Consider the following 26,104-nt stretch of genomic DNA (forward strand, 5'->3'; position numbering starts at 1 on the left):
AGTCCGGGCGCCGGCGGGCCGTTCGGGCCGCGCCGGCGGCGCGTCAGCGGCCCAGCGAACCGCTCGCGTAGAGTTCGACGCCGTCGCGGACGGTCTGCAGGCAGACCGGGTCGCTGCCGGTATCCAGCGCCGGGAGCAGCGGTGTGCGGGCGCGCGGGTCGGTGCTCCAGGACTGCACCCGGCCGTCGGCCACCTGGACCATGAGTTCCTCGACCTCCCAGACCGCGAAGCTGGCCGGGGCCCCGGGGACCAGCTGGCCCGCCATCGGGTTCCGGTAGCGGGCCGCACGCCAACCGGCGCGGGTGTGTCCCAGGAACGCTGCCCGGGCGGAGATGCGTTCGCCCTCGTCGTGGTGTTCCAGGCAGGCCCGGACGCTGGACCAAGGGCTCAGCGGTGTGACGGGGCTGTCGCTGCCGAAGCACACTGGGACGCCGGCGGAGTAGAAGGACCCGAAGGGGTTCATGCCCTGCTGCCGGTCCCCCAGGCGGCGGGCGTAGAGGCTGTCCGGGCCGCCCCACAGGGCGTCGAAGACCGGCTGGGCGCTGACCGTCACCGAGTACTTGGCCAGGCGTTCGATCGCGGCGGCGTCGGCCAGTTCGACGTGCTCCAGGCGGTGGCCGGCGGCGCGCACGCGCTGCTCGCCCACCTCGGACGCAGCCTGGTCCAGCGCCTCAAGGGCGGCGTCCAGGCCGGCGTCGCCGATCACGTGGAAGCCGGCCTGCAGGCCCAGCAGCGAGCATGCGGCGATGTGGGCGGCGGCCTCGTCGACCGAGAGGTACCGGGTGCCCCGCTCCCCCGGCGCATCCGAGTAGTCCTCGCGCAGCGCCGCGGTCCGGGAGCCGATGGAGCCGTCCATGTTGAGGTCACCGGCCAGGCCGAGGACGGAGACGCCCAGGTCCGCCAGGATGGACCTGGCCTCGGCCTCCGAGCCGGCCAGCTGGCCCCAATACGGCAGCACCTCGGGCGTGGCGGGGCCGGGCCGGCCGGCGTCGTTCCAGCCGGCGGCGATCCGCAGGTCCTCGACGCCGCCGATGTGCGGGGCGCCCATCTCGGCCAGTGCCACGTAACCGTTGGCCGCGGCCCGGGCCAGGGCTGCCTGCTGGTAGCCGCGCAGTGCGGTGGCCGGGAGGTCGCGGGCGGCGCGGCGGGCGGCCGTGTGCGCGGCACGCTTGACCTGGCCGTCGGGGCCGAACCCGTCGAGTCCGGACAGCCCGGCGGCGGTGGCCAGGGACGCGGAGACCAGCGCGGAGTGGACATCAACCCGGGACAGGTAGACCGGGCGGCCGCCGGCGGCGCGCTCGAGTTCCTCCCGGCCGGGCAGTGTCGGATCGGACCACAGGGACTCGTCCCAGCCGTGGCCCAGGATCGTCCCGCCGTCGGAAGCGGCCCCCGTGCTGCCGGGCGCCGCGGCAGCGTGGCGGGCGACGGCGTCGAGCAGTTCTGCGCCGGAGCGCACCTGGCCCAGCTGCAGGGATTCGAGTGCGATGCCGGTCTCGGTCAGGTGCACGTGGGAGTCGACGAAGCCCGGGGCCAGCAGCGCGCCCTGCAGGTCGACGATGGTCATCGAGTCGTCCGCGATGGACGTGGCGGCCTGCTCGGACCCCACCCACGCCACCGTGTCCCCGTCCACCAGCATCGCCGTCGCGAAGGGGTCGGCCGCGGTGTAGACCGAGCCGTTGCGGTACAGCGTGACCTTACGCTCGGGGGTGGCGGGCCGGGACTCGGAGGGTGAAGCGGTCATGGACAACGAACTCCTTACTGCGGGCCGCCGGGCACTCCGGCGGCGTGACTGCGGTGGGCGGCCGGAACCGCCGTAAATCTGGTGGGGCCAGGGGGCTGGACGGGGTCAGGCGACGGCCGAGTAGGCGACGACGCCACGCTTGACCAGGGTGATCGCGTCGGAGCAGAGCCGCGAGACCCGGGGCTCCAGCCCGGGGATCTTGGCCAGCTGGTCCAGCAGGTCGATGATCTGCTTGACCCAGCGGACGAAGTCGCCGGCGGCCAGGTCGGTGCCGCTGAGCACCTCCTGAAGGTGCCGGCCCTTGGCCCACTTGAACACCGGCCAGACCAGCCCCAGCTCCGGTTCCCCGGTCAGGGGCAGCTTGTTGGCTTCCTCGACGTCCTCCAAGGCGGACCATTCCCGGACCACAATGTCGACGGCGGACTCCAGGGAAACGCTCGGCATCTTCGGCCGCAGGCCGCGGTCCTCGCGTTTGGCCTGGTAGACCAGCACGCTGGCGAGGGCAGCGATCTCGGCGGCGTCCAGGTCGCTGAACGCGCCGAGGCGCAGCGACTGGGAAATCAGCAGGTCCTTTTCGCCGTAGATCCGGCGCAGCCGCTGTCCGTCCGGGCTGATCGAGACCGTTCCGGACTCCCCTGTTTCCAGGTAGCCGTATGACGAGAGGACGCCGCAGACCCGGTCGAAGGTCTTGGCGATGGTGTTGGTCCGGCCCTGGATCTGGCGGACCAGGCCGTCGGTCTCCTGCCGCAGCTTCCACCAGCGCTCGGACCAGCGGGCGTGGTCCTCGCGTTCGCTGCAGCCGTGGCAGGGGTGGGCGCGCAGTTCCCGGCGCAGCTCGGTGATCTTCCGCTCCAGGTTGGGGGCCGCCGCTGCGCGGCCGAAGTCCTCGTTGCGGTTCGGCGGCGCCGGCGGCCTGTTCTCCCGCAGCGCGTTGTGCACGGAGGAGGCCAGGTCCCGGCGGGACTTGGGCACCTTGGCGTTGAACGACTTCGGGATCCGCACCCGGGTCAGTGGGCTGATGGGGCCTTCGAGGTCGTGCAGGCCGATCCGGCGCAGCTGGTGCTCCATCGTCATGACGGCCGGCCGCGGTTCGCGCGACTGGTGGTCGGAGCTGAGGACGACGGCGAGGCCGGGCGTGCGGCCGGAGGGCACGTCGACGACGTCGCCGGGCAGCAGCCGGCTCAGGGAGTCCTCGGTGACGGACTTCCGGGCCCGAGAGGAGTTCTGCGACGCGGACTTTTCCGCCTCGGAGAGGGCGCGGCGGATCCGGGTGTATTCGGTGAAGTCGCCCAGGTGGCAGGTCATGGCCTTGTGGAAGCCGGCCAGCGACTCCTCCCGGCTGCGGACCTGCTTGGCCAGGCCCACCACGGACCGGTCGGCCTGGAACTGCGCGAACGAGGATTCGAGGATCTCGCGTGCCCGGGCCCTCCCGAACTGGGCCACGAGGTTGATCGACATGTTGTAGGTGGGCCGGAAGCTCGAGTTGAGCGGGTAGGTGCGCCGGGAGGCGAGGCCGGCGACGGCGGCCGGGTCGGTGCCGGGCTGCCAGAGCACGACCGCGTGGCCCTCGACGTCGATGCCGCGGCGTCCGGCACGGCCGGTGAGCTGGGTGTACTCCCCCGCCGTGATGTTCACGTGCGCCTCGCCGTTGAACTTGTCGAGCTTCTCCAGCACGACGCAGCGGGCGGGCATGTTCACTCCCAGGGCCAGGGTCTCGGTGGCGAACACGGCCTTGACCAGACCGTCGACGAAGAGCTTCTCCACCACCTCCTTGAAGGTGGGCAGCATGCCGGCGTGGTGGGCGGCCAGGCCGCGAAGCAGCCCGTCCCGCCAGCTCCAGAAGCCCAGGACGTCCAGGTCGTCGGAGGGAATGTCCTGGGCAGCCTCGTCCACACGGCTGGCGATGATGGCCTGTTCCTTCTCCGTGGTCAGCCAGAGCCCGGCCGAGACGCACTGGGCCACCGCGGCGTCGCAGCCTGCCCGGGAGAAGATAAAGGTGATGGCGGGGAGCAGATCCATCCGGTCCAGGCTCGCGATCACCTGCGGGCGGCTGGCTTTTCGGACCGGGCTGCGCTGCGCGGACTGGGGAGCCTCGTCGCGCTGGTTCCGGTGCCGGCGCTGGCTGCGGCCGCCGTGGCCGAAGCGTCCGCGGAAGTTCATCTGGCTCTCGGCCTTGGCCATGGAAAGCAGTTCCGGGTTGACCTCGAAACCGGCCTTTTCGGTGATGGCCCGGCGCTTGGCGGGGGCCGCCGGGCGGCTGCCGCCGTCGTCCGTCGTGCCACTCTCGAGAGTGCCGGCAATGGAGACCCCGTTCCCCCCGGCGATATCGTCAGCATCCGCCGGGCCGGCGGCGGCGACCTCGTCGAAGGTGGTGTCCCCGGCGAAGAGGTCCACGATCTTACGGCCCACCATGACGTGCTGCCAGAGCGGGATGGGACGGTGTTCGGAGACGATGACGTCGGTCTGGCCCCGGACGGTGTCCAGCCAGGCGCCGAATTCTTCGGCGTTGGAGACGGTGGCGCTGAGGGAGGCCACCTGGACCTCGCTCGGGAGGTGGATGATGACCTCCTCCCAGACCGCGCCGCGGAACCGGTCTGCGAGGTAGTGCACCTCGTCCATCACCACGAAGCCCAGGTCGTCCAGGGTCTCGGAGCCGGCGTAGAGCATGTTGCGCAGCACCTCGGTGGTCATGACCACCACGGGGGCCTCGCCGTTGATGCTGGTGTCACCGGTCAGCAGGCCCACGTTGTCGGCGCCGTACTTGCCGGCCAGCTCGGTGTACTTCTGGTTGCTGAGGGCCTTGATGGGCGTGGTGTAGAACGCCTTGAGGCCGCGCTGCAGGGCCAGGTAAATGGCGAATTCGCCGACGATGGTCTTGCCGGCGCCGGTGGGCGCGGCCACGAGCACCCCGCGGCCGGCCTGCAGGGACAGGCAGGCCTCGCGCTGGAACGGGTCAAGGTCAAAGGCGAGCGAACGGGTGAAACCACCCAGATAGGTCCTGGCCTCGGCGGCCCGTTCGACGCTGGCCCTGTAGCGCTCGGAGGGCGACTCGGGCTCAGGGTTCAACGACATGCTTCCAGCCTAATGCGCTCCGGCCTAGAGATTCTCCAGTTCCGAGCTGGGGGTGGCGAGGTCAGCCGTCGCCTCGGTCTCGGCGTCGATCTTCGCCGCCTTCTTCTCGCGGCGCCGGTCGTTGAGCAGGCACAACCCGATCGCGGTGAAGAACAGCACCAGCATGGGCACGGCCAGGTAGAACATGCTGGTCGCGTCCGCGCCGGGGGCGGCCATCGCTGCGAACAGGCAGACCAGGAAGACCGTGATCCGCCAGCTCTTGAGCAGCTGCCGGCCCTTGACCAGTCCGGCCAGGTTGAGGCCGAACAGGACCACCGGCAGCAGGAACGCGATGCCGAAGGCGAGCAGCAGGCGCAGCACGAAGGACAGGTAGACCTGGGCGCTGATGAAGTTGGAGCCGCCGGAGGGGTGAACTCGGTGAGCACCCGGACCGCGTTCGGAAGCACCAGCCAGGCCAGCAGCACGCCGCCGACGAAGAGCGGGACGGCCGCGGCCACGAAGGAGAGTGCCAGGCGGCGTTCCTTCTTGTGCAGCCCGGGCACGATGAAGGCCCAGAGCTGGTAGATCCAGACCGGGCTGGCCACCAGCAGGCCGAGGAACACGGAGACCTGGATCATCAGGTCGAAGGAGCTGGCGACGCCGTCGAAGTTCAGCGACGCCTGCCGGCCCTCGTGCTCGTTGAGGTCCCGGATCGGTTTGATCAGGGCCGCGAGGATGGGCTGGTAGACCAGGAAGCCGACGACCGTGCCCAGCACGACGGCAATCGCCGACTTAAAGAGCCGGTTGCGCAGCTCTTTGAAGTGATCGATCAGGGCCATCCGGCCCTCGGGGTTCGACCGACGGTTCATGGTCACTGCCATGTGGTTCTAGGCGCGCGTGGACGGGGGAACGTCGGTTCCTCCGCCGGGGTGGCCTTCGGGGCCTGCGGTCCGGGGGTGGTTGACCACGCGGCCCTCGACGGCGTCCGGGTCAACCTCGGCCTCGGGCTTGCCGTCCTTTTTCATTTCGCGGACCTCGGACTTGAAAATCCGCATCGACTGACCCAGGCTGCGGGCCATTCCCGGCAGCTTCGGGGCCGCGAACAGCACCAGTGCCAGGACGATGATGATGATGAGATGCCAGCCTTCAAGCCTCATGCTGGGTGGTCCTTTCGTTTAGGTACATCCTAATGACTAACGGATATCGAGGTCCCGCAGTGCCTGCGGCTGGCCACGTTCCGTTTTTCGCCGGATCCGGCGAATGCGCCGGGCTTCCTGCCGTGCCGCTTTGGATGCATGGTAATTCTGACGCATCAGCGCGGGAGCGGCAAAAACCGCCGCGCCCGGAGCCGTCACAGGACCCGGAGCATCGCTGTCTGCCGTTCCGCCGTCCGAGCCTAGGCCGTCCACATGAACAACGGCTGAACCGGGAGTGGACGGCGCCGCCCCGAAGGCCGCTAGCCTGTCCCCCGCCTCACCGAGGTCCTTGAGGGTGGCCATAAACTGCCGGAACAACCGCACGCCGAGCACGCCGATGAAGAGCAGCGACAACGCAATCAGCGCCGTCCAGAGCAGGATCCAGGACCACCAAGGCATGCTGTTCAGTCTAGCCGCGCTGCCGCCGCTGCTGCGCCGGAGCCGGCGGGTGTCCGGCCGCGCCGTACGATTCCAGCGCGGCGGCCAGCCAGCGGGCGACGTCGGCGGCGAGTCCCGCGGGGGCGACCACGCGGGCGTCGCCACCGTTGCGGGCCATCAGCATCGGCACCCAGTCGGTGCTGCCGAAGCGCACCTCGGCCAGGAGGTTGCCCCCCGGCAGGGGTGCGGTGCGTTCGGCGTAGTACTCGTCGGCCAGGCCCGCGCCGCGCGGGGTCAGTTCCAGGACCACGACGGCGTCGTCGTCGTTCGGGGTGAAGAGCTTCACCGGGAAACCGTCGGCGGGCGCTCCGGCGGCGCTCACCGGCCTGCCGTTGGGGCGCAGGTCCTGGATCCGGTCGAGCCGGAAGTTCCTCACAGCCTGTGCTGAGTGGCAGTACGCCTCGAGGTACCAAGTGCTGTCCAGGGAGTAGAGGCGCAGCGGGTCGATGTCGCGTTCGGAGACGGCGTCGCGTTGCGGGGCGAGGTACTGCAGGTGCAGCTGCGAACCGGAGCGGATGGCCTCCCGTGCCGTCTCCAGCGCCGCCGAGTCCTGCGGCGTGACCTCGGGACCGGAGAGGGCGGCGGCCTTGAGGCCCTCCTCGCCGGCGGCGGCCATGAGCTTGAGGGTCACGGACTCCAGGGCCCCGCCCTCCGCGACGCCGGGCAGGCCGTTGAGCGCCTCCAGGCCGGTGAGCAGCGCACAGGCCTCGTCGACGGTGAAGCGGACGGGCCGGGTGAGGTCCAGGTCCTGGATGATGAAGACGTGGTCGTCGTCCCAGCGGATGTCCAGCAGGTCATCCGGGTAGCCCTCCGGGAGGCCGGAGCAGATCAGGATCTGCAGGTCCTCTTCGAGCACCTTGCGGGTGACGCCGAAGCGGTCGGCCACCTCGCTGATGTGCAGTCCCTGGTTGTGCACCAGGAACGGGATCAGCTGGAGCATGCGCTTGAGCTGGTCCTCTGAGGTGCGTTTGCGGGTGCGCTTCGCTGCCTGCGGTCCGGCGGGGGCGAAGTCGACGGCGGGCACCGGAGCGGCCGCGAACTGCGCCGCGGCGTCCAGCCGGCGCAGCACCGCGTCCCGCAGCGGGGCGGGGCCGGCGACGACGGCCTTCGCCCCGTACGCGGCGAGCTCGGCGGCAAAGGTCTCCTCGTCCCGGTACGGCAGCAGCAGCCCGTCGTAGCCCTCGCGCTGGGCAGCTCCGCCGTCGTCCACTCCCCCGTTCGATCCCCCAGCGGCGTCCACTGCGCCGGCGCCCGCTGCGTGCCGCCGCAGCCCCGGCAGGGAGCCACCGGCGACGGCGACGGCGGCGTGCCGGACGGGCAGTTCGGGGAGGGCCGCGAGCTGGTCGCGGACGTTGAAGGCCGGCGGCGGCGTGAAGGTTTCCTGCTCCAGGACCGTGACGGCGGAGGTGAACCGGGAGAGCCGGAAGAAGCGCTTGTCCTTGCGGCCCCGGTCGTAGCCGATCAGGTACCACTGGCCGAAGCGGCTGCCCAGACCCCAGGGCTCCACGGTCCGCCGTTCCTCACGGCCGGTGCTGCCCGCGCGGTAGTCGAAGGCCACCGGGTGCTGGGCGTGGACGGCGGTGACCAGGTCCTCGAAGCCCTGCCCGGCGGGTCGGATCCGGGGCTGGACGCCGGCGGGGAGCTCGGCGTCGGCCAGGCCGCCGGCGGCCTGGAGCTTGCGGACTGCGTTGCGAGCGGCGGAGCCCAAGGCGGCCTGCTCCCACAGCTGGGCCGCCAGCATCAGGACCGCGGATTCCTCCGGGGTGAGGCTCACGTCCGGCAGCCGGTTGGATTCCTTGCCGATCCGGTATCGGGTGGTGGCCGGGTCGTCAGAGCCCCAGCCCTTGTCCATGACCGTCTCCACCTCGAAGCCGAAGCGGCGGAGTTCGTCCTTGTCCCGTTCGAACATCCGCCCGAAGGCGGCCTCGGAGCTGGTGGTGTCGTGGTAGACCTTGCGGCGCAGCTCACCGCGGCGCAACCCGTAGGTGGTGTTCAGCAGCGCGATCAGCAGGTTCAGGAGACGTTCGGTACGTGAGGCGGACACCCCGCAAGGCTACTAAAGTTCCGCGGCGTTAAACGGCGGAAGCGCGGCACCGGGGGAAGTTGTTTCCTCCTGGGTGCCGCGCCGCCGCGGAAGGTGCCGGGCTCAGGGCTCCGGCGGGGTGGTACGCCTTTAGCGGACGGCCACGAGGTCGACCACGAAGATCAGGGCCTCGTTGGGGCCGATCGCTCCGCCGGCGCCACGGGAGCCGTAGGCCAGTTCGGAGGGGATCTCGAGCCGGCGGCGGCCGCCGACCTTCATGCCCAGGAGGCCCTGGTCCCAGCCCTGGATGACCTGGCCGACGCCGACCCGGAAGTCCAGCGGTGCGCCGCGGCCCCAGGAGGCGTCGAATTCTTCACCGGTGGACCAGGCCACGCCCACGTAGTGGGTGGAGACGGTGTCGCCGGCCTTGGCCTCGGCGCCGTCGCCCTCGATCAGGTCCTTGATGACCAGCTCGGTGGGGACATCGCCTTCCGGGAAGTCGATCTCGGGCTTCTGGCGGTCGAGGTTGCGCTGTCCAAATGACATGTGTGCTCCTTCGGGGGTGCTTGGGTGATGGTGCGGAAGGGTTACTTGACGCCGAGGATGTCGACGACGAACACGAGGTCGCCGACAGGCTGGCCGCTGGCGGCAGTGGCGTCGGGGTAGGCGAGGGCCTTGGGAACGACCAGGAGGACGCGGGAGCCGACGGTCTTGCCGGCCAGGCCCTGGGTCCAGCCCTTGATCACGCCGTTGAGCGGGAAGGAGGCCTTCTTGCCGCTGTCGAAGCTGGAATCGAAGACCTTGCCGTCGGCGAGAGTCGCTCCGACGTAGTTCACCGTGATGGTGTCGGTGTCCTTGATGGCCTGTCCCTTGCCCTTGATCAGGTCCTGGGAGACGAGCGCAGTCGGGGCGGCGACGCCGTTGACAGAGATGACCGGAACGCCCTTGTCGTTATCCTTCACGGTCGGCAGGCCGGCCGGCGGCGTTACGGCATCGCCCTCGGGCTTGTCGAGGACCTTCGGGGCGTCCTTGGCGGCGAGGATCTTGATGACGATCAGCTGCGAGGGCTGCGCGGGGGCACCCTCGGCGCCGGCCTGGCCGGGAACGGCGAGGGCCAGCTGGGAGCCGACCTTGGCGCCCACGAACGCGTTGTAGATGACGGCGCTGCCGGACTTCAGGTCGTCGTTGAGCTCGAGCTTCTCCGGGTCCTTCGGGAAGGTGTCCTCAACGGTGGAACCGTCCTTGCCGTTGAACGCGACGATCGAGATGTCCGCGACCTGGTTCGCCTTGACCTTGTCGCCGGTGCCTTCGGTGACCACCTTGATGGTGGGGTCCTTGACCTCCAGCGGCTTGGCGAAGTCGACGCCGGGGGCCTTCTTGTCGCCGTTGTCGGTCAGTTTCAGCGAGTCGAGCTTCGCGGTCTCGCCGGCGGACTGGCTGGTGGGCTCCGGGGCCGCCTGGTCGCCGCCACCACAGGCGGTGAGCAGCAGCAGTCCGGGAAGAAGAATTGCTAATAGTCGGCGCACGTAAGAACTTTCGTCGGGGCAGGATGGACGCCGTGCCGGGCTCAAGCCAGCGGCAAGGCAAGCGGTTGCCGGGAAACGGCACCTTCTCCAGAGTAACGCGGAAAGCTGGGTATCAGCCCATAGAGTCCAGCAGCGCATCCACCCGATCGTCCACGCTGCGGAACGGATCCTTGCAGAGGATGGTCTGGTGGGCACGGTCATTGAGCTTGAGGTGGACCCAATCGACGGTGTAGTCCCGGCCCAGTTCCTGGGCCCGCCGGACGAAGTCGCCGCGGAGCTTGGCGCGGGTGGTCTGCGGCGGGGCGTCGACGGCGTCCTTGACCGCCGTGTCGTCCACCAGCCGACGGGCCGCGCCGCGGGACTGGAGCAGGTAGAACAGCCCGCGGCTGCGCGAGATGTCGTGGTACGTCAGGTCCAGCTGCGCGATCCGCGGGGCGTCCAGTTCCAGCCCGTGCCGGGACCGGTAGCTGTCCATCAGCTTCTTCTTGATGGCCCAGTCCACCTCGGTGTCGATGGCGCTGGTGTCCCCGCTCTCGATCGCGTCCAGCGTCCGCTCCCAGAGGTCCAGGATGAGCGGGACGTGGGCGTTGTGCGCGCCCTTGTCCGCCACGAACTCGGTGACCTTGTTCAGGTATTCGCGCTGGATCTCCAGGGCGGTCAGCTGCCGGCCGTTGGCCAGGCGGACCAGGGCCCGGCCGGTGAGGTCGTGCGAGATCTCACGGATGCTTCGGATCGGGTTCTCCATCCGCATGTCACGCATGATCACCCCGGCCTCGATCATCCGCAGGATCAGGTCCACCGTGCCGACCTTGAGCAGCGTGGTGGTCTCGGACATGTTCGAGTCGCCCACGATCACGTGCAGCCGGCGGTAGAACTCGGCGTCGGCGTGCGGCTCGTCCCGGGTGTTGATGATCGGCCGGGACCTGGTGGTGGCCGAGGAGACGCCCTCCCAGATGTGGTCCGCGCGCTGGGAGAACGCGTAGGTGGCGCCGTGCGGGGTCTTCAGGATTTTGCCGGCGCCCGCGATCAGCTGGCGGGTGACCAGGAACGGGATCAGGATCTCGGCCAGCCGGGAGAACTCACCGCGGCGCGGGATGAGGTAGTTCTCGTGGCTGCCGTAGGAGTTGCCGGCCGAGTCGGTGTTGTTCTTGAACAGGTAGACGGTGCCGTTGAAACCCTCGGCGGCGAGGCGTTCCTGGGCCTCGGCCACGAGGTCGTCCAGGATCAGCTCGCCGGCGCGGTCGTGGGCGATCAGCTGCACCAGGTCATCGCACTCGGCGGTGGCGTACTCCGGGTGTGATCCCACGTCCAGGTACAGGCGCGAGCCGTTTGTGAGGAACACGTTGGAGGACCGCCCCCAGCTGACCACCTTGCGGAACAGGTAACGGGCCACTTCCTCCGGGGCGAGCGGCCGGGACTCCGGGCTCGAATAGGAGATCCCGAATTCGGTTTCGATTCCGAAAATTCTCTTGTCCATGTCAGTTTCCCTCCGCCAGCAGCGCGGCAAGTTCGGCGTCATCGAGCCGGCGGAAGGCCCGCCGGGTGCCGCGCGCGGTTTCCGAGCCGCGGTCCAGGACGGCCACCTCGACGGCGGAGACCGGCAGAGCGGCCGCGTCCCGGTCCGCCACGAGGCCGGCCATTGCGAGCCGGATGGCCCCGCCGAAGTCGAGGTCCCCGCGCCAGCCGGCGGCCACGGCCTCGGAGACCTTGTCGGCTTGTCCGCCCATCACGATCAAGCCCTGTTCGTCGGCGATCGAGCCGTCGAAGGTGAGTCGGTAGAGGTGGTCCGTTTCCTGGGCCGGCCCCACCTCTGCGACGGCCAGTTCCACCTCGAAGGGCTTCTGCTCCGCGGTGAACACGGCGCCCAGGCTCTGGGCGTAGACGCTGGCCAGCCCGCGGGCGGTGACGTCCTCGCGGTCGTAGGAGTAGCCGCGGACGTCGGCGTAGCGCACCCCTGCCTGGCGAAGGCTTTCGAATTCGTTGTACTTGCCGACGGCGGCGAAGGCGATTTTGTCGTAGATCTCGCCGATCTTGTGCAGCGAGGGCGAGGGGTTCTCCGCCACCAGGGCGATGCCGTCGCGGCAGCTGACCACCACCACGGAGCGGCCGCGGGCGATGCCTTTCCGGGCGAAGTCGGCCCGGTCCTTCATGAGTTGTTCCGGGGAGACGTAGAACTGCTGGGTCATCTCAGGCCTCCCTCTGAGCCGCGGAGCGGGCGTCGATGATGCCGCCGGCCACGGCGGCCAGCTGCGCTTCGGGGACTCTGGCCGCGCCGGCCCGGTCGACGGTGTAGACCACGGGCCAGAGCTGCCGTACGGGGTCGGGTCCGCCGGTGGCGGAGTCGTCGTCGGCGGCGTCGTAAAGGGCCTCGACGGCCACCTGGACGGCGTCGGCGCCGTTGAGGCCGGGCCGCCAGAGTTTCTTCAGCGCGCCGCGGGCGAAGACGGAGCCGGAGCCGACGGCGTGGTGTTCCTGTTCCTCGTAGCGGCCGCCGGTCACGTCGTAGGAGAACAGCCGGCCGATGCCCGCCGTGCGGTCGAAGCCGGCGAAGAGCGGGACGACGGCCAGGCCCTGCATGGCCATGGGGAGGTTGCCGCGGACCATGGCGCCGAGGCGGTTGGCCTTGCCGTCCAGGCTCAGCTGGGTGCCCTCGATTTTCTCGTAGTGTTCGAGCTCGACCTGGAAGAGCCGGGTGATGTCGATGGCGATGCCGGCGGTCCCGGCGATGCCCAGCACCGAGTAGCGGTCGGCGGGGAAGACCTTTTCGATGTGCCGGCTGGCGATCATGTTGCCCATGGTGGCGCGCCGGTCCCCCGCCATCAGGACTCCCCCGGCGTAGGTCAGGGCCACGATTGTGGTGGCGTGCGGCACGGCGGGCAGGGACGAACCGGTTCCCGGTAGGTGGCCGGCGGACAGTCCCGATGGGGAGCCGGACCCCGCGGAGAGTGCGTTGTAGGGCAGCAGTTCGGGCCGCGAGCGTTGCAGGTGCTCGGCGAACGAGGACGACGCCCCCGTCATCACCTGGTCGGCTGAATTGTCCAGCATTGGTGCACTCCCTCCACGTAGTGAATCAATGGCCGCCGCGGCCCGTCCGCGGCCCGGGGCTGGCTACTGGCCGCCCTTTTGCACAAATGCGCGGACGAACTCCTCGGCGTTGGATTCCAGGACGCCGTCGATTTCGTCGAGCAGGTCATCCACGCCCTGGGTCGACTCTGAGGCCTGGGCCTCGGGCGCGGCGGGCGGCGGGGCGACGTCCTCCTCGACCTCGGTGTCGCGGGACTGCGGCTGCATCTGCTCCTGGCCTGCCATGATCTTCTCCTTCGCTGTCCGTCCCGCTCGGCGCGGGACTTCCTGTAAGCCATATTGCCACGCTGCCGGACCCTGCGGGGGCTTTGGCGTCAGGAGGCCGGCGCCTGGCCCAGCAGCTCGGCCAGGAAGGTCCCGGCGTCCTGGTGCCGGTCGAACAGCCCGCCGGTCAGGGCCTCGGTTCCGCGCAGCGGTTCGCGGGTGGGGACGCGCTGCAGTTTGCCCCGGCCGGGGAGGTCGAAGATCACCGAGTCCCAGCTGGCACCGACCAGGTCGTGCCCGAAGCGGCTGACGCAGCGGCCGCGGAAAAAGGCCCGGGTGTCCGACGGCGGCTCGCCGACGGCCCGCTGGATCTCCGCCTCCGTGGCGACCCGTTGCATCCGGCCGCGGGCCAGGAGCCGGTGGTAGAGGCCCTTCTCGGGGCGGATGTCCGCCCACTGCAGGTCCACCAGGCCCAGCCGGGCATCGGACCAGTCCAGCCCGTCCCGCTGCCGGTAGCCCTCCAGCAGGGACAGCTTGGCCAGCCATTCCACGGAGGACGCGGCCGCCGCCCGGTCGCCGTCGAGCGCGGTCAGCGTCGCCGCCCACCGGTCCAGCAGCTTGCGGGTGTGCCCGTCGCCGTCGACGGCGTCGCCCACCCCGGTCTCCTGGGCGAGCTTGGACGCGGCCTCGTGGTACATCCACTGGATGTCCAGGGCGGTGACGCGCCGGCCGTCCTTGAGCCGCAGCGTGCCGGTCAGGGCCGTGTCGTGGCTGACGGACTGCAACGCCGCCACCGGGTCGTGGACCTCGATCCGGGGGCGAGCCCCGCCTCGATCAGGCTGAGGACCGCCGCGGTGGTGCCGAACTTGAGGTAGTTGGCGGTCTCGCTGAGGTTGGCGTCGCCGATGATGACGTGCAGCCGGCGGTACTTGTCCGCCGTGGCGTGCGGTTCGTCGCGGGTGTTGATGATCGGCCGGCGGATGGTTGTCTCCAGCCCCACCTCGGTCTCGAAGAAGTCCGCGCGCTGGCTGATCTGGTAGCCGGCGCGGGAGCTGTCCTGGCCGAGCCCCACACGCCCCGCCCCGCAGATGACCTGGCGCGTGATGAAGAACGGCGTCAGCCCGCGGACGATGTCGCCGAACGGCACGGAGCGCGGCATCAGGTAGTTCTCGTGCGAACCGTAGGAGACGGACTTGTTGTCCGTGTTGTTCTTGTAGAGGTTGATCGGCGGCAGTTCCGGGTCGGCCGCCAGCCGGCGCACGGCGGCGAGGGCCACCAGGTCCCCGGCGGCGTCCCAGACGACGGCGTCGTGCGGGTTGGTGACCTCGGGGCTGGAATACTCCGGGTGGGCATGGTCGACGTAGAGCCTGGCCCCGTTGCCCAGGACCATGTTCATCAGCAGCGAGCCGGACTCGTCCTCGCCGTCGCGCTCCAGCTCGCCGCGGCCGTAGGCCAGCGCCACGGACTCGGCGTCCAGCACCGGCGCCCGGTCGGTCAGCTGCTCGGGGTCCGCTGCGGCCCGCTCCACCGTCCAGCCGCGGGCGTCGTGCAGCGGCTCCTCGTCGGTGTAGTCCCAGCGGGTCTCCGCGCCGCCGGCGGCCCGCTGGCGGGTGACCTGGGCGTAGGCCTGAATCACCCGGGCGGACATCATGGTGGCGTTGGCGCCGGGCGCGGACGGGGCGTGGATGCCGTATTCGGTTTCCGATCCCATCACCCGCATCACACCGCCGGCGGGCAGGGCGCCGGTTCCGGTGGCGGGGCCAGCCGTCACAGGTACTGGCCTGTGGTGGGCATCGTCTCGATTGTCTTGCCGGGCTCCTGGCCGGCCTTGCCCTGGACGATGGTGCGGATGTACGTGATGCGTTCACCCTTCTTGCCGGAGATCCGGGCCCAGTCATCCGGGTTGGTCGTGTTGGGCATGTCCTCGTGCTCGCGGAACTCGTCCACCACGGCGTGCAGCAGGTGGTCGATCCGCAGGCCTTTCTGACCGGTGGTGAGCAGGTCCTTGATGGCGGACTTCTTGGCCCGGTCCACCACGTTCTGGACGACGGCGCCGGAGTTGAAGTCCTTGAAGTAGAGCATCTCGGTGTCGCCGTTAGCGTAGGTCACCTCGAGGTATTCGTTGGACTTCTCGGTGGAGTACATCGCCTCGACGGTGCGCTGGATCATGGCGTCCACGGTGGCCTGGACGTCGCCGTGGTGCTCGGCGATGTCGGACTCGTGGAACGGCAGGTCCGTGGTGATGTACTTGTTGAAGATGTCCGCGGCGGCCTCGGCGTCGGGCCGCTGGATCTTGACCTTCACGTCCAGCCGGCCGGGGCGCAGGATGGCAGGGTCGATCATGTCCTCGCGGTTCGACGCGCCGATCACGATCACGTTGTCGAGCCGCTCCACGCCGTCGATCTCGCTCAGGAGCTGGGGCACGATTGTGGTTTCGACGTCGGAGGAGATGCCGGTGCCGCGGGTGCGGAAAAGCGAGTCCATCTCATCGAAGAAGACGACGACGGGGCTGCCGTCGGACGCCTTCTCCCGGGCGCGGGCGAAGATCAGCCGGATGTGCCGTTCGGTCTCGCCCACGTACTTGTCCAGCAGCTCCGGGCCCTTGATATTGAGGAAGTAGCTCTTCATGTCGCTCTTGCCGGCGCGTTCCGCGGCGCGGGCGGCCAGGGAGTTGGCCACGGCCTTGGCGATCAGGGTCTTGCCGCAGCCGGGAGGGCCGTAGAGCAGGATGCCCTTGGGAGCCTTGAGCCCGTGCTCGCGGTACAGGTCCGGGTGCAGGAACGGCAGCTCGACGGCGTCGCGGATCTGCTCGATCTGCGGGCCCAGGCCGCCGATGTCCTGGTAGGTGATGTCCGGGACTTCCTCGAGGACCAGGTTCTCCACCTCGGACCGCGGGACCTTCTCCAGGGCGTAGCCGGTGCGGGTGTCGACCGAGAGCGCGTCGCCCACGCGGAGTTTCTGGGTCAGCAGCGAGCCGGAGAGCCGGACGACGCGTTCCTCGTCGGCGCGGCCCACCACCAGGGCGCGATCGGAGCCGAGGAGTTCTTTCAGGGTGACCAACTCGCCGGCGCGTTCGTAGCCGAGGCCGGCCACCACCAGGAGCGCCTCGTTCAGGAGCACCTCCTGGCCGACCGCCAGCTGGCTGATGTTTACCAGCGGGCTGATGCCCACGCGCATCTTGCGGCCGGCATTGAAGATGTCCACCGATTCCTCGGTGGTGGCCTGGCCGCCGCCGTTGGGTACGTGCCGTTTCGGGTTCAGCTGCAGAATGGTGCCGAAGCTGTAGGGCGGCTGGCCCTCCTGGTCGAGGGCGTTCTTCAGCCGAAGGATCTCGGCCTTGGCGGTCTCCAGCATCCCCACGAGCTTGGCGTTGTTCTGCGTGGCGGCGGCGAGCTGCCGATCGATGTGGCGCAGCTTGTCGCGGAGGATGTTGATTTGCCGCTCGGCAACGGTGGCCTCGGCGGCGGTGCGTGCCGCGTCCCCGGTGTTCCCCTGCTGCCCTGCGGCGGCGGGGAACTGCTCATCGGGCGTGCGGCCCTGGTCGGTGTTCGGAGTCTCCATCGTGCATCAGCCCCTTCAGTACAGCTATTAAGACCATAACGCGAAGAGGGCCGACGCCGGGGAAGACTTCCGAAATACGGACTAGTTCGTGACCTCGGGGCCGTCCACCACGTTGGTGCCGGCGATCGCGTCGCGGGCCGCGCGCCGCAGCTTCTTGTCCGACACGGCCCGCTCCCCCACCGCGCCGGGGGTCCAGGCGTTGACGTCTTCGGCGTCGAACTCGGTCTTGGACGGGCGGCGCTTGACGGAGATGCCGGTGACGCCGTCGGCGAGGCGGCGGGTGACCAGCAGGAAGCCGGTGTGGGCCACCATCCGGTGGTCCGGGCGGACGGCCAGGCCCTCGAGGTGCCAGCCGCGGACCATGGATTCCCAGGCGTCGGGTTCGGTGAAGCGGCCGTCGGCGCGGATGGCCTCGGCGGTGCGGGACAGCTGCGTCACGGTGGCGACATAGTTGATCCAGACGCCGCCCGGCGCCAGGACGGTCGCGACGGCGTCGAGGCACTCCCAGGGCGCCAGCATGTCCAGTACGACGCGGTCAACGGAGCCGGGTTCCTCGTTACGGACGACCTGTTCCTGGAAGTCGCCCAGGGTGATCTGCCAGGCCGGGTGCGGGCCGCCGAAGATCGTTTCGACGTTGCCGCGGGCGATGTCGGCGAACTCTTCGCGCCGTTCAAAGGAGTGCAGGTAGCCGTTGTCGCCCACCGCGCGGAGCAGCGAGATGGACAGGGCACCGGAGCCGACGCCGGCCTCGACCACGCGGGCGCCGGGGAAGATGTCCGCCATGGTGACGATCTGGGCGGCGTCCTTGGGGTAGACGACCGCCGCGCCGCGCGGCATGGAGAGGACGAAGTCAGAGAGGAGCGGCCGGAGGGTCTGGTACTGCTGGCCGACGTTGTTGACCACCACGGAGCCGTCCGGCTTGCCGATGATCTCGTCGTGGTTGAGGAAGCCGCGGTGGGTGTGGAACGCGCCGCCGGTCTCGAGGCTGATGGTGTTCATCCGGCCGCGTTCGTCCGTCAGCTGCACCCGCTCGCCCACCCGGAACGGGCCGCGGCGGCGGTTGGCGCCGGCCGGGGTCAGCTGGGGGACGTCCCCGTGAGGGGTGGCGTTGGCGGCGGTGTCGCTGCTCATGGGATGTTCCTCGCTCCTGTGACGCTGGGTGGCCGCGGATTCGGCGGCGGCCCGTGGGTTGGCCGGATATTCACGGCCGGCAGGTAACTCTACCGGTTTCCGGCGCGGGTGGGGGTTTCGGGTGGGCCGGTGACGGTCAGCCGCGCTGTTTGCCGGTGAGCGTGTTCAGGACGGTCAGCTGGCGCAACAGGCCGGTGACGCGCCCGGCGTCGTCGATCACCGCGTAGTCCGAGCCCTCCAGCTGCGCGAGGTACGTCAGGAGTTCCGCGCCCCGGTCCGTTCCCTTAACGTAGGCGCCGGCCGTGAGCGGGTAGGCGACCGCCGTCGCCGGCGTCGTGTCGGCGAGCCCTGCGGGCACCTGCGCGGCGGAAGCGGGGTCGACGACGGCGGAGGGACGCCCGTCGGGGCCGTAGAGGACGACGGCGGGGCTGCCCGCGGGCGAGAAGCGCAGCACCTCGGCGACGCTGGCCGCGGCGGGCAGGCCGATGGCCGGTTCGGCCAGCGCGGCGGCGGCCACCAACGGGAGCCGGCTGCGGTACCGGGCCTGCTGGATCGAGGCGGTGGCGCCGAGCCAGAGGAAGCTGCCCACGAGGAGCGTGATCAACAGCAGGGAGGTGTCCGGCCGGTTGCCGCTGAGCAGGGGCAGCGCCACGAACCAGATCACCAGGGCCGCCACGATGATCCGGCCCGCCCAGCCGGCGGCGATGGTGCCCTTCTCGTGGCTGCCGGTGGCCTTCCACACGGCGGATTCCACCAGGCGGCCCCCGTCGAGCGGGAGGCCCGGTAGCACGTTGAAGATGCCGATCAGCAGGTTGGCCCAGACGAAGATGTTCGCCAGGGTATCCGCGACGCCGGTCAGCTGGCCGCCGGAGACCACCAGCCAGCCGGCGCCGGCCAGGACCAGGTTCGCGACGGGGCCGGCCATGGCCACCAGCACGGACTTCCCGGGCGAGGCGGTGAACTCCTCGAACTGGGTGTGGCCGCCCCAGAGGTTGAGAACGATCTTGCTGGTGGGCCAGCGGTACATCCGGGCGGTCAGGGCGTGCGCCAGCTCATGGATCAGCACCGAGATCAGCAGCAGCACGGCGTAGGCGAACGCCACGAGGTAGGCGGTTGCGCCCAGCCGGGGGTTGTTGTGCGCCAGCACCGGGCCGTAGGCGATCACGGTAAACGCGGCGATCGCGAACCACGAGTAGGCCAGAATGACGGGGATGCCCGCGATCCGGCCAAGCGGAATGCCGCCGCGCAGGGAGAACGGCTTGTCCTCGGCCGGCTTATCGGTGCGCTGCCTGCCTGCCGGGGGTCCGGACGGTTCAGTCATTGCGGCCACCGCCGCTGAAGGCCGGGGCGGGGGCGGGGGTGGTTTCGTGGCGCAGGGTTACGAGTTCCTGGAGGTCCGCGACGGTGCGGCCGGCCAGGGTGTCCCAGGTGGCGCGGCGGGGATCCTCCGGCAGCGGAACGATGTGCGGGATGGCCACCGTGGTGACGCCGGAGGCGACTGCGGCGGCGACGCCCGGGGCGGAGTCCTCGAGAGCTACGCAGTGGTGCAGTCCCAGCTCCGGGTCGGCCTCCTGCAGCAGTTCCACGGCCTTGAGGTAGGCCTCCGGGTGGGGCTTGCCCTGGGTGACGGTGTCTCCGGTGACAAGGAACTCGAAGTAGGGCTTGGGCAGGCTGGCCACGATTTCACGGGCGAGCGGCGCCTCGGACATGGTCACGAGGGCGCAGCGGATGCCGGCGGTGTGCAGTTCGTCGAGCAGTTCCCGGGCTCCGGGGCGCCACGGAACTTCCTCGCGGACCAGGCTGCCCACATGGCCGGTGAGCGTGTCGATGATCTCGCGGATTTCGAGGCGCACGCCCGCTTCCTGGAGGAGGCCGGCGGAGAACACCAGGGACTGGCCCACCAGTTGCATCGCCTTTTCGTGTGACCACTGGCCGCCGTGTTCCTCGACCAGCGCGTGCTCGGCGGCGATCCAGTACTGCTCGGTGTCCACGATGGTGCCGTCCATGTCCCAGAGAGCGGCTTTGAGCAGGGGTGTGGAGGCTGGCGATCGCATGCCTTCCAGTCTACGGTGCAGTGTCAGGGGCCGATTCAGTGCCGGTGTGCCGGCCGCTCCCTGGCGCGGGCCGCTACGCCGAGGGCGAAGACGCCGGACTCAGAAGGCCGGCCTGACTGCATTCGTCCGGAACTTGGACGTAGGGTGAACTCATGAATAGCTTCGACTCGGACACCCCGGAAACGGACGCCCTGCCTGAGCCGGAACGGTTGCTGCAGCCCGTTCCGGAGGGCCAGCGGATCACGGTGATGCTGGCCGCGTTCGAGGGCTGGAACGACGCCGGCGAGGCCGCGAGCGACGCCCTGCGCTACCTGAACAAGCTCTGGGGTGGCAAAAAGGTCGGCACCATCGACGCGGACGAGTACTACGATTTCCAGTTCACCCGCCCGGTCATCCGCCGGACCGCCTCCGGCGACCGCAAGATCAAGTGGCCCTCCACCCGGATCTTCAAGGCCAGCGTGCCGGGCTCAAACGTGGACGTCATCTTCGTCCAGGGAACCGAGCCGTCCTATAAGTGGCGCGCCTACACCGCCGAACTCCTGGTCCACGCCGAGGCGCTGAACGTCGACTACGTCATCCTGGTGGGGGCGCTCCTGGCGGATGTGCCGCACAGCCGCCCCATCCCGGTCAGCGCCTCGACCGACGACGCCGCCCTGCGCGAACGGATGGACCTGGAGGCCTCGCAGTACGAGGGCCCGGTGGGGATTGTCGGCGTCCTGTCCGAGGTCGCGCTGCTGGCCGGGCTGCCGACCATCTCGCTCTGGGCCGCCGTGCCGCACTACGTGGCGCAGGCGCCCTCGCCGAAGGCCCAGCTGGCGCTGCTGCACCGGATCGAGGAGCTGCTGCAGCTTCCGCTGGACACGCAGGAGCTGGTGGAGGACGCGGACGCGTGGGAACGCGGCGTGGACGAGCTGGCCACCGAGGATCCCGAGATCGCGGCCTACGTCCGGCAGCTGGAGGAGGCCAAGGACACGGCCGACCTGCCGGAGGCCAGCGGCGAATCCATCGCCCGGGAGTTCGAGCGGTACCTGAAGCGCCGGGGCAAGGACAAGCCGTAGGCCCTGCTTAGACTTCAAAGCGCCGGCGACCCTGTCACAGGCTCGCCGGCGCTTTTGCGTTGGCGGTCGCCTAGAGCTCGATGCCGAGCAGGGCGTTGACGGCGTCGGACACCAGGGCGGCGTCGGTGGCCGAGGCCGGGGTGTTTCCGGCGGCCAGGGCGGCACCGGCCCAGGCGTCGACGGCGGCCAGTGCCTCGGGGGCGTTGAGGTCGTCCGAGAGTGCGGCGCGCATCTGTTCGATCAGGGCCTTGGCGGATCCGGAGGGCGCGAACTGGAGCGCCTTGCGCCACGAGTCGAGGCGGCGCTTGGCTTCCTCGAAGCCTTCGGCCGTCCAGGACCAGTCGCTGCGGTAGTGGTGGGCCAGTATGGCGAGGCGGATGGCGGCCGGTTCCTCGCCTGCCGCACGGAGCTTGGAGACGAGCACCAGGTTGCCCTTGGACTTGCTCATCTTCTCGCCGTCCAGGCCCACCATTCCGGCGTGTGCGAAGTGCTTCGCCAGCGGCGTCCCGGTCAGGGAGTAGGCGTGGCCGGCACCCATTTCGTGGTGCGGGAAGACCAGGTCCGAGCCGCCGCCCTGGACGGTGAACGGTGCGGGCAGGTACTTCTGCGCGATGACGGTGCACTCGATGTGCCAGCCGGGGCGGCCCTCCCCCAGCTCGCCGCCGGCCCAGCGGGGCTCGCCGTCGCGGGCCACGCGCCAGAGCAGCGGGTCCAGGGCCTGCCGCTTGCCGTCGCGGCCCGGGTCGCCGCCGCGCTCGGCGAAGAGTTCGAGCATCTCGGCGTCGGAGAGGTGCGACACGCAGCCAAGGGTCCAGGCATCGGTGTCCTCGGCCGAGTGCTTGCCGGCGGCTTCGACGTCGTAGTACACGTCGCCGTCGGGCTCGCCGTCCGTGCCGACAACCCGGTAGGCCAGGCCGCGCTCAAGCAGGGATTCGATGGCGGGGACGATCATCGGGATGGCCTCGACCGCGCCGATGTAGTAGTCCGGGGCGAGGACGTTGAGCGCCTCCATGTCCGTCTGGAAGAGCTCGATCTGGCTGGCGGCGAGGTCGCGCCAGTCGACGCCGGTCGCCGTCGCGCGCTCCAGCAGGGGGTCGTCGACGTCGGTGACGTTCTGGACGTAGGCGACCTTCTGGCCGCCGTCGCGCCATGCCCGGTTGAGCAGGTCAAAGGCGACGTAGCTGGCAGCGTGCCCCATGTGGGTGGCGTCGTAGGGCGTGATGCCGCAGACGTACATGGACTGCTCCCCCGCTGCGTCGAGGGTTACGGGGCCGCCCTGGGCGGTATCGAAGAGACGCACGGCGGGCATGGCGCCCGGCAGTTGGGGAACGGGGCGGGAGGTCCAGGATTTCACAGACCAAGCCTAGTGCTAGGCGCTGATGACATTGAAACCGAGCAGTAGGTACAGCGCCAGGCCCAGGAAGATGCGGTACCAGACGAAGAGCCGGTAGCTGCGGGTGGAAACGTACTTGAGGAACCAGCCGATGATGACGTAGCCCACCACGAACGCGATCAGAGTGGCCAGGCCGGTTTCGGGGAGGCCGTAGGGGCCGCTGAGGCCTTCCTTGGTGAGCACCTTGTAGAGCTGGTAGAGGCCGCTGCCGAAGACGGCGGGGATGGCCAGGAGGAAGGAGTAGCGGGCGGCGGCCTCACGGGTGTAGTCCATGAAAAGGCCCGCGGTGATGGTGCCGCCGGAGCGGGACACGCCCGGGATGAGCGCGAGGGCCTGGGCTAAGCCGTAGAGGATGCCGTGCTTGTAGGTGAGCTGGCTGAGGTCGCGCTCCTGCCGGCCCGTGGCGTCGGCCACGGCAAGGATCATGCCGAAGACGATCAGCATGGTGGCGACGATCCAGAGGCTGCGCAGCACGGATTCGATCTGGTCCTGGAAGAGCAGGCCGAGGACGATGATGGGGAGGCTGCCGAGGATGACCAGCCAGCCCATCCGTGCGTCGGGGTCCTGGCGGGAGACCTTGCCGGTGAGCGAGCCGAACCACGCCTTCACGATCCGGACGATGTCGCGCCAGAAGTAGACAATCACGGCGGTCTCGGTGCCCAGTTGGGTGATGGCGGTAAAGGCGGCTCCGGGGTCCGAGGCGTCCGGGAGGAACTCCCCGACGATTCGAAGGTGGGCGCTTGAGGAAATCGGGAGGAACTCAGTCAGTCCCTGCACAAGGCCCAGAAAGGCCGCTTCTATCCAGTTCACGTTTATAGACCCTACCGGTACGGCCGGCCGAAGCACCGTAAGCTTGCAGGCATGCAGCAGCGTTATGTCGGCAACAGTGGGTTGCGTGTCTCGTCCCTGTCCCTTGGCACCATGTCCTGGGCCGGTGAGACCGATGAGCAGGATGCCGCTGCCCTGCTCCATACCTTTGTCGACGGCGGCGGCACCCTGATCGACACCGCGGCCTCCTACGCCGGCGGCCGGGCCGAGGCAATGCTCGGCAGCATGCTCAACGACGTCGTGGCGCGCAGCGAGGTGGTCATCTCCACCAAGGCGGGACTGACGACGTCGGGTGCCCGCCACAGCGTGGACACCTCACGCAACGCACTCCTCTCCAGCCTGGACGCCTCGCTGGCCCGGCTGGGCACCGATTATGTGGACCTCTGGTTCGCCCAGGCCTGGGATCCCAACGTGCCGCTGGATGAGACTCTGGCGGCCTTGGAGTACGCGGTCCGCTCCGGCCGGGTGCGCTACGCGGGCGTCTCCAACTACTCCGGCTGGCAGACGGCCAAGGCTGCGGCGGTGGCCGGGTTCCCGCTGGTGGCCAGCCAGGCCGAGTATTCGCTGCTGCAGCGCAAGGCCGAGGGGGAGCTGATTCCCGCGGTGGAGGACGCCGGCCTGGGCCTGATGGCGTGGGCTCCCTTGGGACGCGGCGTGCTGACGGGCAAGTACCGCGGCCACATCCCGGCCGACTCCCGCGCCGCCCAGTCGAAGCTGGCCGCCTATGTGGAGCCGTACCTCGAGGGAAGCGCCTCCAGCGTGGTCGAGGCGGTTGCCATGGCGGCGAAGGGCCTGGGCCGCAGCATCCTGGACGTCTCCCTGAGCTGGCTGTTGTCCCAGCACGGCGTGGCGACAGCGGTGGTGGGAGCGCGCACCCCGGTGCAGCTGAAGGAAATCCTCGACGCCCCGCTCGCACCCCTGCCGCCGGAGATCGCGGTAGCACTCGAGGACGTCTCCAGCCCGGCGTAGTGCCAGGCCAGGCTCCTCTCCGTCCGTCGCTGATCCACTGCGGCGGGCACCGCAGACAGTCGATCTTGGATCGCCACCGCTCTTTGGCTACCAACCCTGGCCCGTCCTATGGCCGAGGGCAAGCGACCTCTCACGATGCTGGCCCGCTACTGATCATCCGTCATGTGCCGGCCCTGGGCACGTGCCTTTTCGTCTTGCACGATTTGTAGGCAACTCTCAGCCCGCACTTCCCGTTTTCTCCACGTGGGGCGGCGCTTTCATACCTTCCGATCCCTGCCTTCATTGTCTGAAGTAGTGGTTTTGTCGGGGTTTTTGGTGGGGGTCGAGGTGGGGTGGCGGGATGTACCAGGGAGTCCCGTTGCGGGATTGGATGGTCCATTGTTCTTTGTGGATCAGGTGATGGTGGTGCGAGCACAACAGGACGCCGTTGTCGGTGCTCGTTGGGCCGCCGCGGGACCAATAGTCGATGTGGTGGGCTTCGCACCAGGGCGCTGGGATGGTGCAGCCGGGGAAGGTGCAGCCCTTGTCGCGGGCGGCGATGGCTTTGCGGATGTGGGGCGGGAAAATTCTGCTGGTCCGGCCGATGTCCAGGATCCGGCCCTCGCTGCCGAGGAGCACGGGAATGATGTCCGCGTCGCACGCGATCTTGCGGATGGTGGCAGCGGTGACGGGTCCGGTGAAGGCCAGCGACCCGGTCCCGGCCAGCCCGAGGGGCCCGGACGCTGTCACGCTCTTAGAGGCAGGTCCAGAACTCGCCGTAGGGCGGGTGAGGAGGTCGCGGTAGTCGATGGTGACCATGACCTGCGGGCGGAGGCCGCCCGTGGCGGGGAGTCCACCGGTGGCGAGGGCGGCCTTGCAGGCGCCAACCAAACCATCAAGGAGCCGCTGCGGCCGGGTCCGGAGATCGAGCCGCTCGTCGGGCACACCGGGTTCGGCGGCGAAAGCGTCCCCGCCTCCGGCCGGCGTCCCCGTACCGCGATTGGTTCCGGTGCGGGGGTTGGTGGCGGTGTTCATGACGGTGAGGAGATGTTCGAACTGGTCGGTGGTCGCGAAGATTTCCAGGTGCTGAAGACCGTGCCGGGGACGGCGGATGAACGCCCCCTGTAACTGGCGGAGGAGTTCCTCGGAGGGTTCGGCGCCGTCCTGGTCGAGGCCCTCGACCCAGCGGCGGGCGACCCGGGTCAGGAAGTCCGGGTCGTGAACCGCAGCGACAGTGGTGAGGGTTTCTTCCATACGGGTCACGGTGGCGGGGTCGGCGAGGAGCCGGACCCGGTCGAGTGCTTGCGTGATGATGGTCGCAGACCGGGACGGGACCTCACCTCCCGCGAACGCCGCGGCCAGTTCCTCATGAACGGCTGGAATTCGCTGGCCGGTCAGCCCAACCCTGGGCAGGAGTTCCCCGGCAAGGCACAGGCGGCGGTGGGCTTCGGCGGTGCTGATCCGTAAACGGTCCCGCAGGAAGTCCGTGGTCCGCCGGCACCCGTCCCCCTCCGGCCCCGACTTTGACCGCTCAGAAGCATCGGCTGAGTCTGCTGCCGCGGCTTGGGTGCGCGTTCGGTCGACCGCGCCCGCCGCCACGACCTGCAGGAACTCCACCGACCGGGCGAGCTCCTCCACGTCCCCGGCGAAAGCCGCCGCCTCGGCGAAACCCAGGAGCCCGGCGTCGTCAACAGCGGACGCACAAACGTCCCGCAGCGAGGCGGCGATATCCCCCAACGCAATACCGCCGCGCCCGTCATTGACCGGCCGGTAAGCCGGAAAAAGCGAAACCGCGAAGGGAGTTCCCATGCATTAACGATGCCAAGGGGGTCTGACATTATTGACCGCTGACGCGGCGGGCTGGGCGG

Annotated in this window: 20 protein-coding genes and 2 pseudogenes; 2 read left to right on the forward strand and 20 right to left on the reverse strand. The window is 69.6% G+C overall.

Annotated features, from left to right (window positions below; all coding sequences use genetic code 11):
* Window positions 1-43: 43 nt before the first annotated feature.
* The 17 genes and pseudogenes from ACRQ5B_RS14180 to ACRQ5B_RS14260 all read right to left on the reverse strand — a co-directional run bounded on the left by ACRQ5B_RS14180 (window position 44) and on the right by ACRQ5B_RS14260 (window position 20,009).
* Window positions 44-1,741: an amidohydrolase gene (locus ACRQ5B_RS14180; protein ID WP_432394905.1), complete on the reverse strand. Its 1,698-nt coding sequence runs from the start codon at window positions 1,739-1,741 to the stop codon at window positions 44-46.
* Window positions 1,742-1,846: 105 nt separating this feature from the next.
* Window positions 1,847-4,813 carry a DEAD/DEAH box helicase gene (locus tag ACRQ5B_RS14185; RefSeq protein WP_432394908.1) on the reverse strand — a complete coding sequence of 989 codons (2,967 nt, stop codon included), beginning with the start codon at window positions 4,811-4,813 and terminating at the stop codon, window positions 1,847-1,849.
* A gap of 24 nt (window positions 4,814-4,837) precedes the next feature.
* Window positions 4,838-5,631: pseudogene (gene tatC / locus ACRQ5B_RS14190) on the reverse strand (twin-arginine translocase subunit TatC).
* Between the two features lie 48 nt (window positions 5,632-5,679).
* Window positions 5,680-5,949: a Sec-independent protein translocase subunit TatA gene (gene tatA / locus ACRQ5B_RS14195; RefSeq protein ID WP_290257835.1), complete on the reverse strand. Its 270-nt coding sequence runs from the start codon at window positions 5,947-5,949 to the stop codon at window positions 5,680-5,682.
* Window positions 5,950-5,985: 36 nt separating this feature from the next.
* The gene (locus ACRQ5B_RS14200) at window positions 5,986-6,387 is read right to left on the reverse strand and encodes a hypothetical protein (RefSeq protein ID WP_432394911.1); all 402 of its coding nucleotides are present in this window, start codon (window positions 6,385-6,387) and stop codon (window positions 5,986-5,988) included.
* Between the two features lie 10 nt (window positions 6,388-6,397).
* The gene (locus ACRQ5B_RS14205; protein ID WP_432394913.1) at window positions 6,398-8,470 is read right to left on the reverse strand and encodes a helix-turn-helix transcriptional regulator; all 2,073 of its coding nucleotides are present in this window, start codon (window positions 8,468-8,470) and stop codon (window positions 6,398-6,400) included.
* 129 nt (window positions 8,471-8,599) lie between these two features.
* Window positions 8,600-8,995: an FKBP-type peptidyl-prolyl cis-trans isomerase gene (locus ACRQ5B_RS14210; protein ID WP_290257838.1), complete on the reverse strand. Its 396-nt coding sequence runs from the start codon at window positions 8,993-8,995 to the stop codon at window positions 8,600-8,602.
* Window positions 8,996-9,036: 41 nt separating this feature from the next.
* Window positions 9,037-9,975, reverse strand: a complete 939-nt coding sequence (locus ACRQ5B_RS14215; RefSeq protein ID WP_432394916.1) for an FKBP-type peptidyl-prolyl cis-trans isomerase — start codon at window positions 9,973-9,975, stop codon at window positions 9,037-9,039.
* Window positions 9,976-10,087: 112 nt separating this feature from the next.
* The gene (gene pafA, locus ACRQ5B_RS14220) at window positions 10,088-11,452 is read right to left on the reverse strand and encodes a Pup--protein ligase (RefSeq protein WP_432394919.1); all 1,365 of its coding nucleotides are present in this window, start codon (window positions 11,450-11,452) and stop codon (window positions 10,088-10,090) included.
* 1 nt (window position 11,453) lies between these two features.
* Complete coding sequence (gene prcA, locus ACRQ5B_RS14225; RefSeq protein WP_432394921.1) at window positions 11,454-12,161, reverse strand: proteasome subunit alpha; 708 nt, start codon at window positions 12,159-12,161, stop codon at window positions 11,454-11,456.
* Between the two features lies 1 nt (window position 12,162).
* Window positions 12,163-13,020 carry a proteasome subunit beta gene (gene prcB / locus ACRQ5B_RS14230; RefSeq protein ID WP_432394924.1) on the reverse strand — a complete coding sequence of 286 codons (858 nt, stop codon included), beginning with the start codon at window positions 13,018-13,020 and terminating at the stop codon, window positions 12,163-12,165.
* A gap of 63 nt (window positions 13,021-13,083) precedes the next feature.
* Window positions 13,084-13,284, reverse strand: coding sequence for a ubiquitin-like protein Pup (locus ACRQ5B_RS14235; protein ID WP_432394927.1), 201 nt, complete (start codon window positions 13,282-13,284; stop codon window positions 13,084-13,086).
* 89 nt (window positions 13,285-13,373) lie between these two features.
* Window positions 13,374-14,983 (reverse strand): annotated as a pseudogene (dop, locus tag ACRQ5B_RS14240) (depupylase/deamidase Dop).
* 47 nt (window positions 14,984-15,030) lie between these two features.
* Window positions 15,031-16,824: a proteasome ATPase gene (gene arc / locus ACRQ5B_RS14245; protein ID WP_412882969.1), complete on the reverse strand. Its 1,794-nt coding sequence runs from the start codon at window positions 16,822-16,824 to the stop codon at window positions 15,031-15,033.
* 81 nt (window positions 16,825-16,905) lie between these two features.
* Window positions 16,906-17,955, reverse strand: a complete 1,050-nt coding sequence (locus ACRQ5B_RS14250; protein WP_432394929.1) for a tRNA (adenine-N1)-methyltransferase — start codon at window positions 17,953-17,955, stop codon at window positions 16,906-16,908.
* Window positions 17,956-18,091: 136 nt separating this feature from the next.
* The gene (locus ACRQ5B_RS14255) at window positions 18,092-19,276 is read right to left on the reverse strand and encodes a site-2 protease family protein (RefSeq protein ID WP_432394932.1); all 1,185 of its coding nucleotides are present in this window, start codon (window positions 19,274-19,276) and stop codon (window positions 18,092-18,094) included.
* Window positions 19,269-20,009, reverse strand: coding sequence for an HAD family hydrolase (locus tag ACRQ5B_RS14260; RefSeq protein ID WP_432394935.1), 741 nt, complete (start codon window positions 20,007-20,009; stop codon window positions 19,269-19,271). Before ACRQ5B_RS14260 ends, ACRQ5B_RS14255 begins: the two co-directional genes overlap by 8 nt.
* A 152-nt stretch (window positions 20,010-20,161) precedes the next feature.
* On the opposite strand from ACRQ5B_RS14260, the gene ACRQ5B_RS14265 reads away from it, so the two are divergent.
* A complete protein-coding gene (locus tag ACRQ5B_RS14265; protein WP_412882966.1) occupies window positions 20,162-21,067 on the forward strand; it encodes a PAC2 family protein in 906 nt (301 codons plus the stop codon).
* A gap of 70 nt (window positions 21,068-21,137) precedes the next feature.
* Here the strand turns inward: ACRQ5B_RS14265 and mshC are convergent, their stop codons facing one another.
* Together mshC and ACRQ5B_RS14275 are read right to left on the reverse strand one after the other, a co-directional pair.
* Entirely contained in the window at window positions 21,138-22,421 is a 1,284-nt protein-coding gene (mshC, locus tag ACRQ5B_RS14270) for a cysteine--1-D-myo-inosityl 2-amino-2-deoxy-alpha-D-glucopyranoside ligase (RefSeq protein ID WP_432394938.1), read from the reverse strand.
* A gap of 15 nt (window positions 22,422-22,436) precedes the next feature.
* Window positions 22,437-23,270 carry an undecaprenyl-diphosphate phosphatase gene (locus ACRQ5B_RS14275; protein WP_432394941.1) on the reverse strand — a complete coding sequence of 278 codons (834 nt, stop codon included), beginning with the start codon at window positions 23,268-23,270 and terminating at the stop codon, window positions 22,437-22,439.
* A 51-nt stretch (window positions 23,271-23,321) separates the two neighbouring features.
* Here ACRQ5B_RS14275 and ACRQ5B_RS14280 point away from each other — a divergent pair, with 51 nt between their 5' ends.
* Window positions 23,322-24,257: an aldo/keto reductase gene (locus tag ACRQ5B_RS14280; RefSeq protein WP_432394944.1), complete on the forward strand. Its 936-nt coding sequence runs from the start codon at window positions 23,322-23,324 to the stop codon at window positions 24,255-24,257.
* Window positions 24,258-24,536: 279 nt separating this feature from the next.
* On the opposite strand, the gene ACRQ5B_RS14285 is transcribed toward ACRQ5B_RS14280, so the two are convergent.
* Window positions 24,537-25,973, reverse strand: a complete 1,437-nt coding sequence (locus ACRQ5B_RS14285) for a DUF222 domain-containing protein (protein ID WP_432394947.1) — start codon at window positions 25,971-25,973, stop codon at window positions 24,537-24,539.
* Window positions 25,974-26,104: the final 131 nt, after the last annotated feature.

The sequence above is a fragment of the Pseudarthrobacter sp. L19 genome (genome assembly GCF_050859435.1).
Lineage (GTDB): Bacteria > Actinomycetota > Actinomycetes > Actinomycetales > Micrococcaceae > Arthrobacter.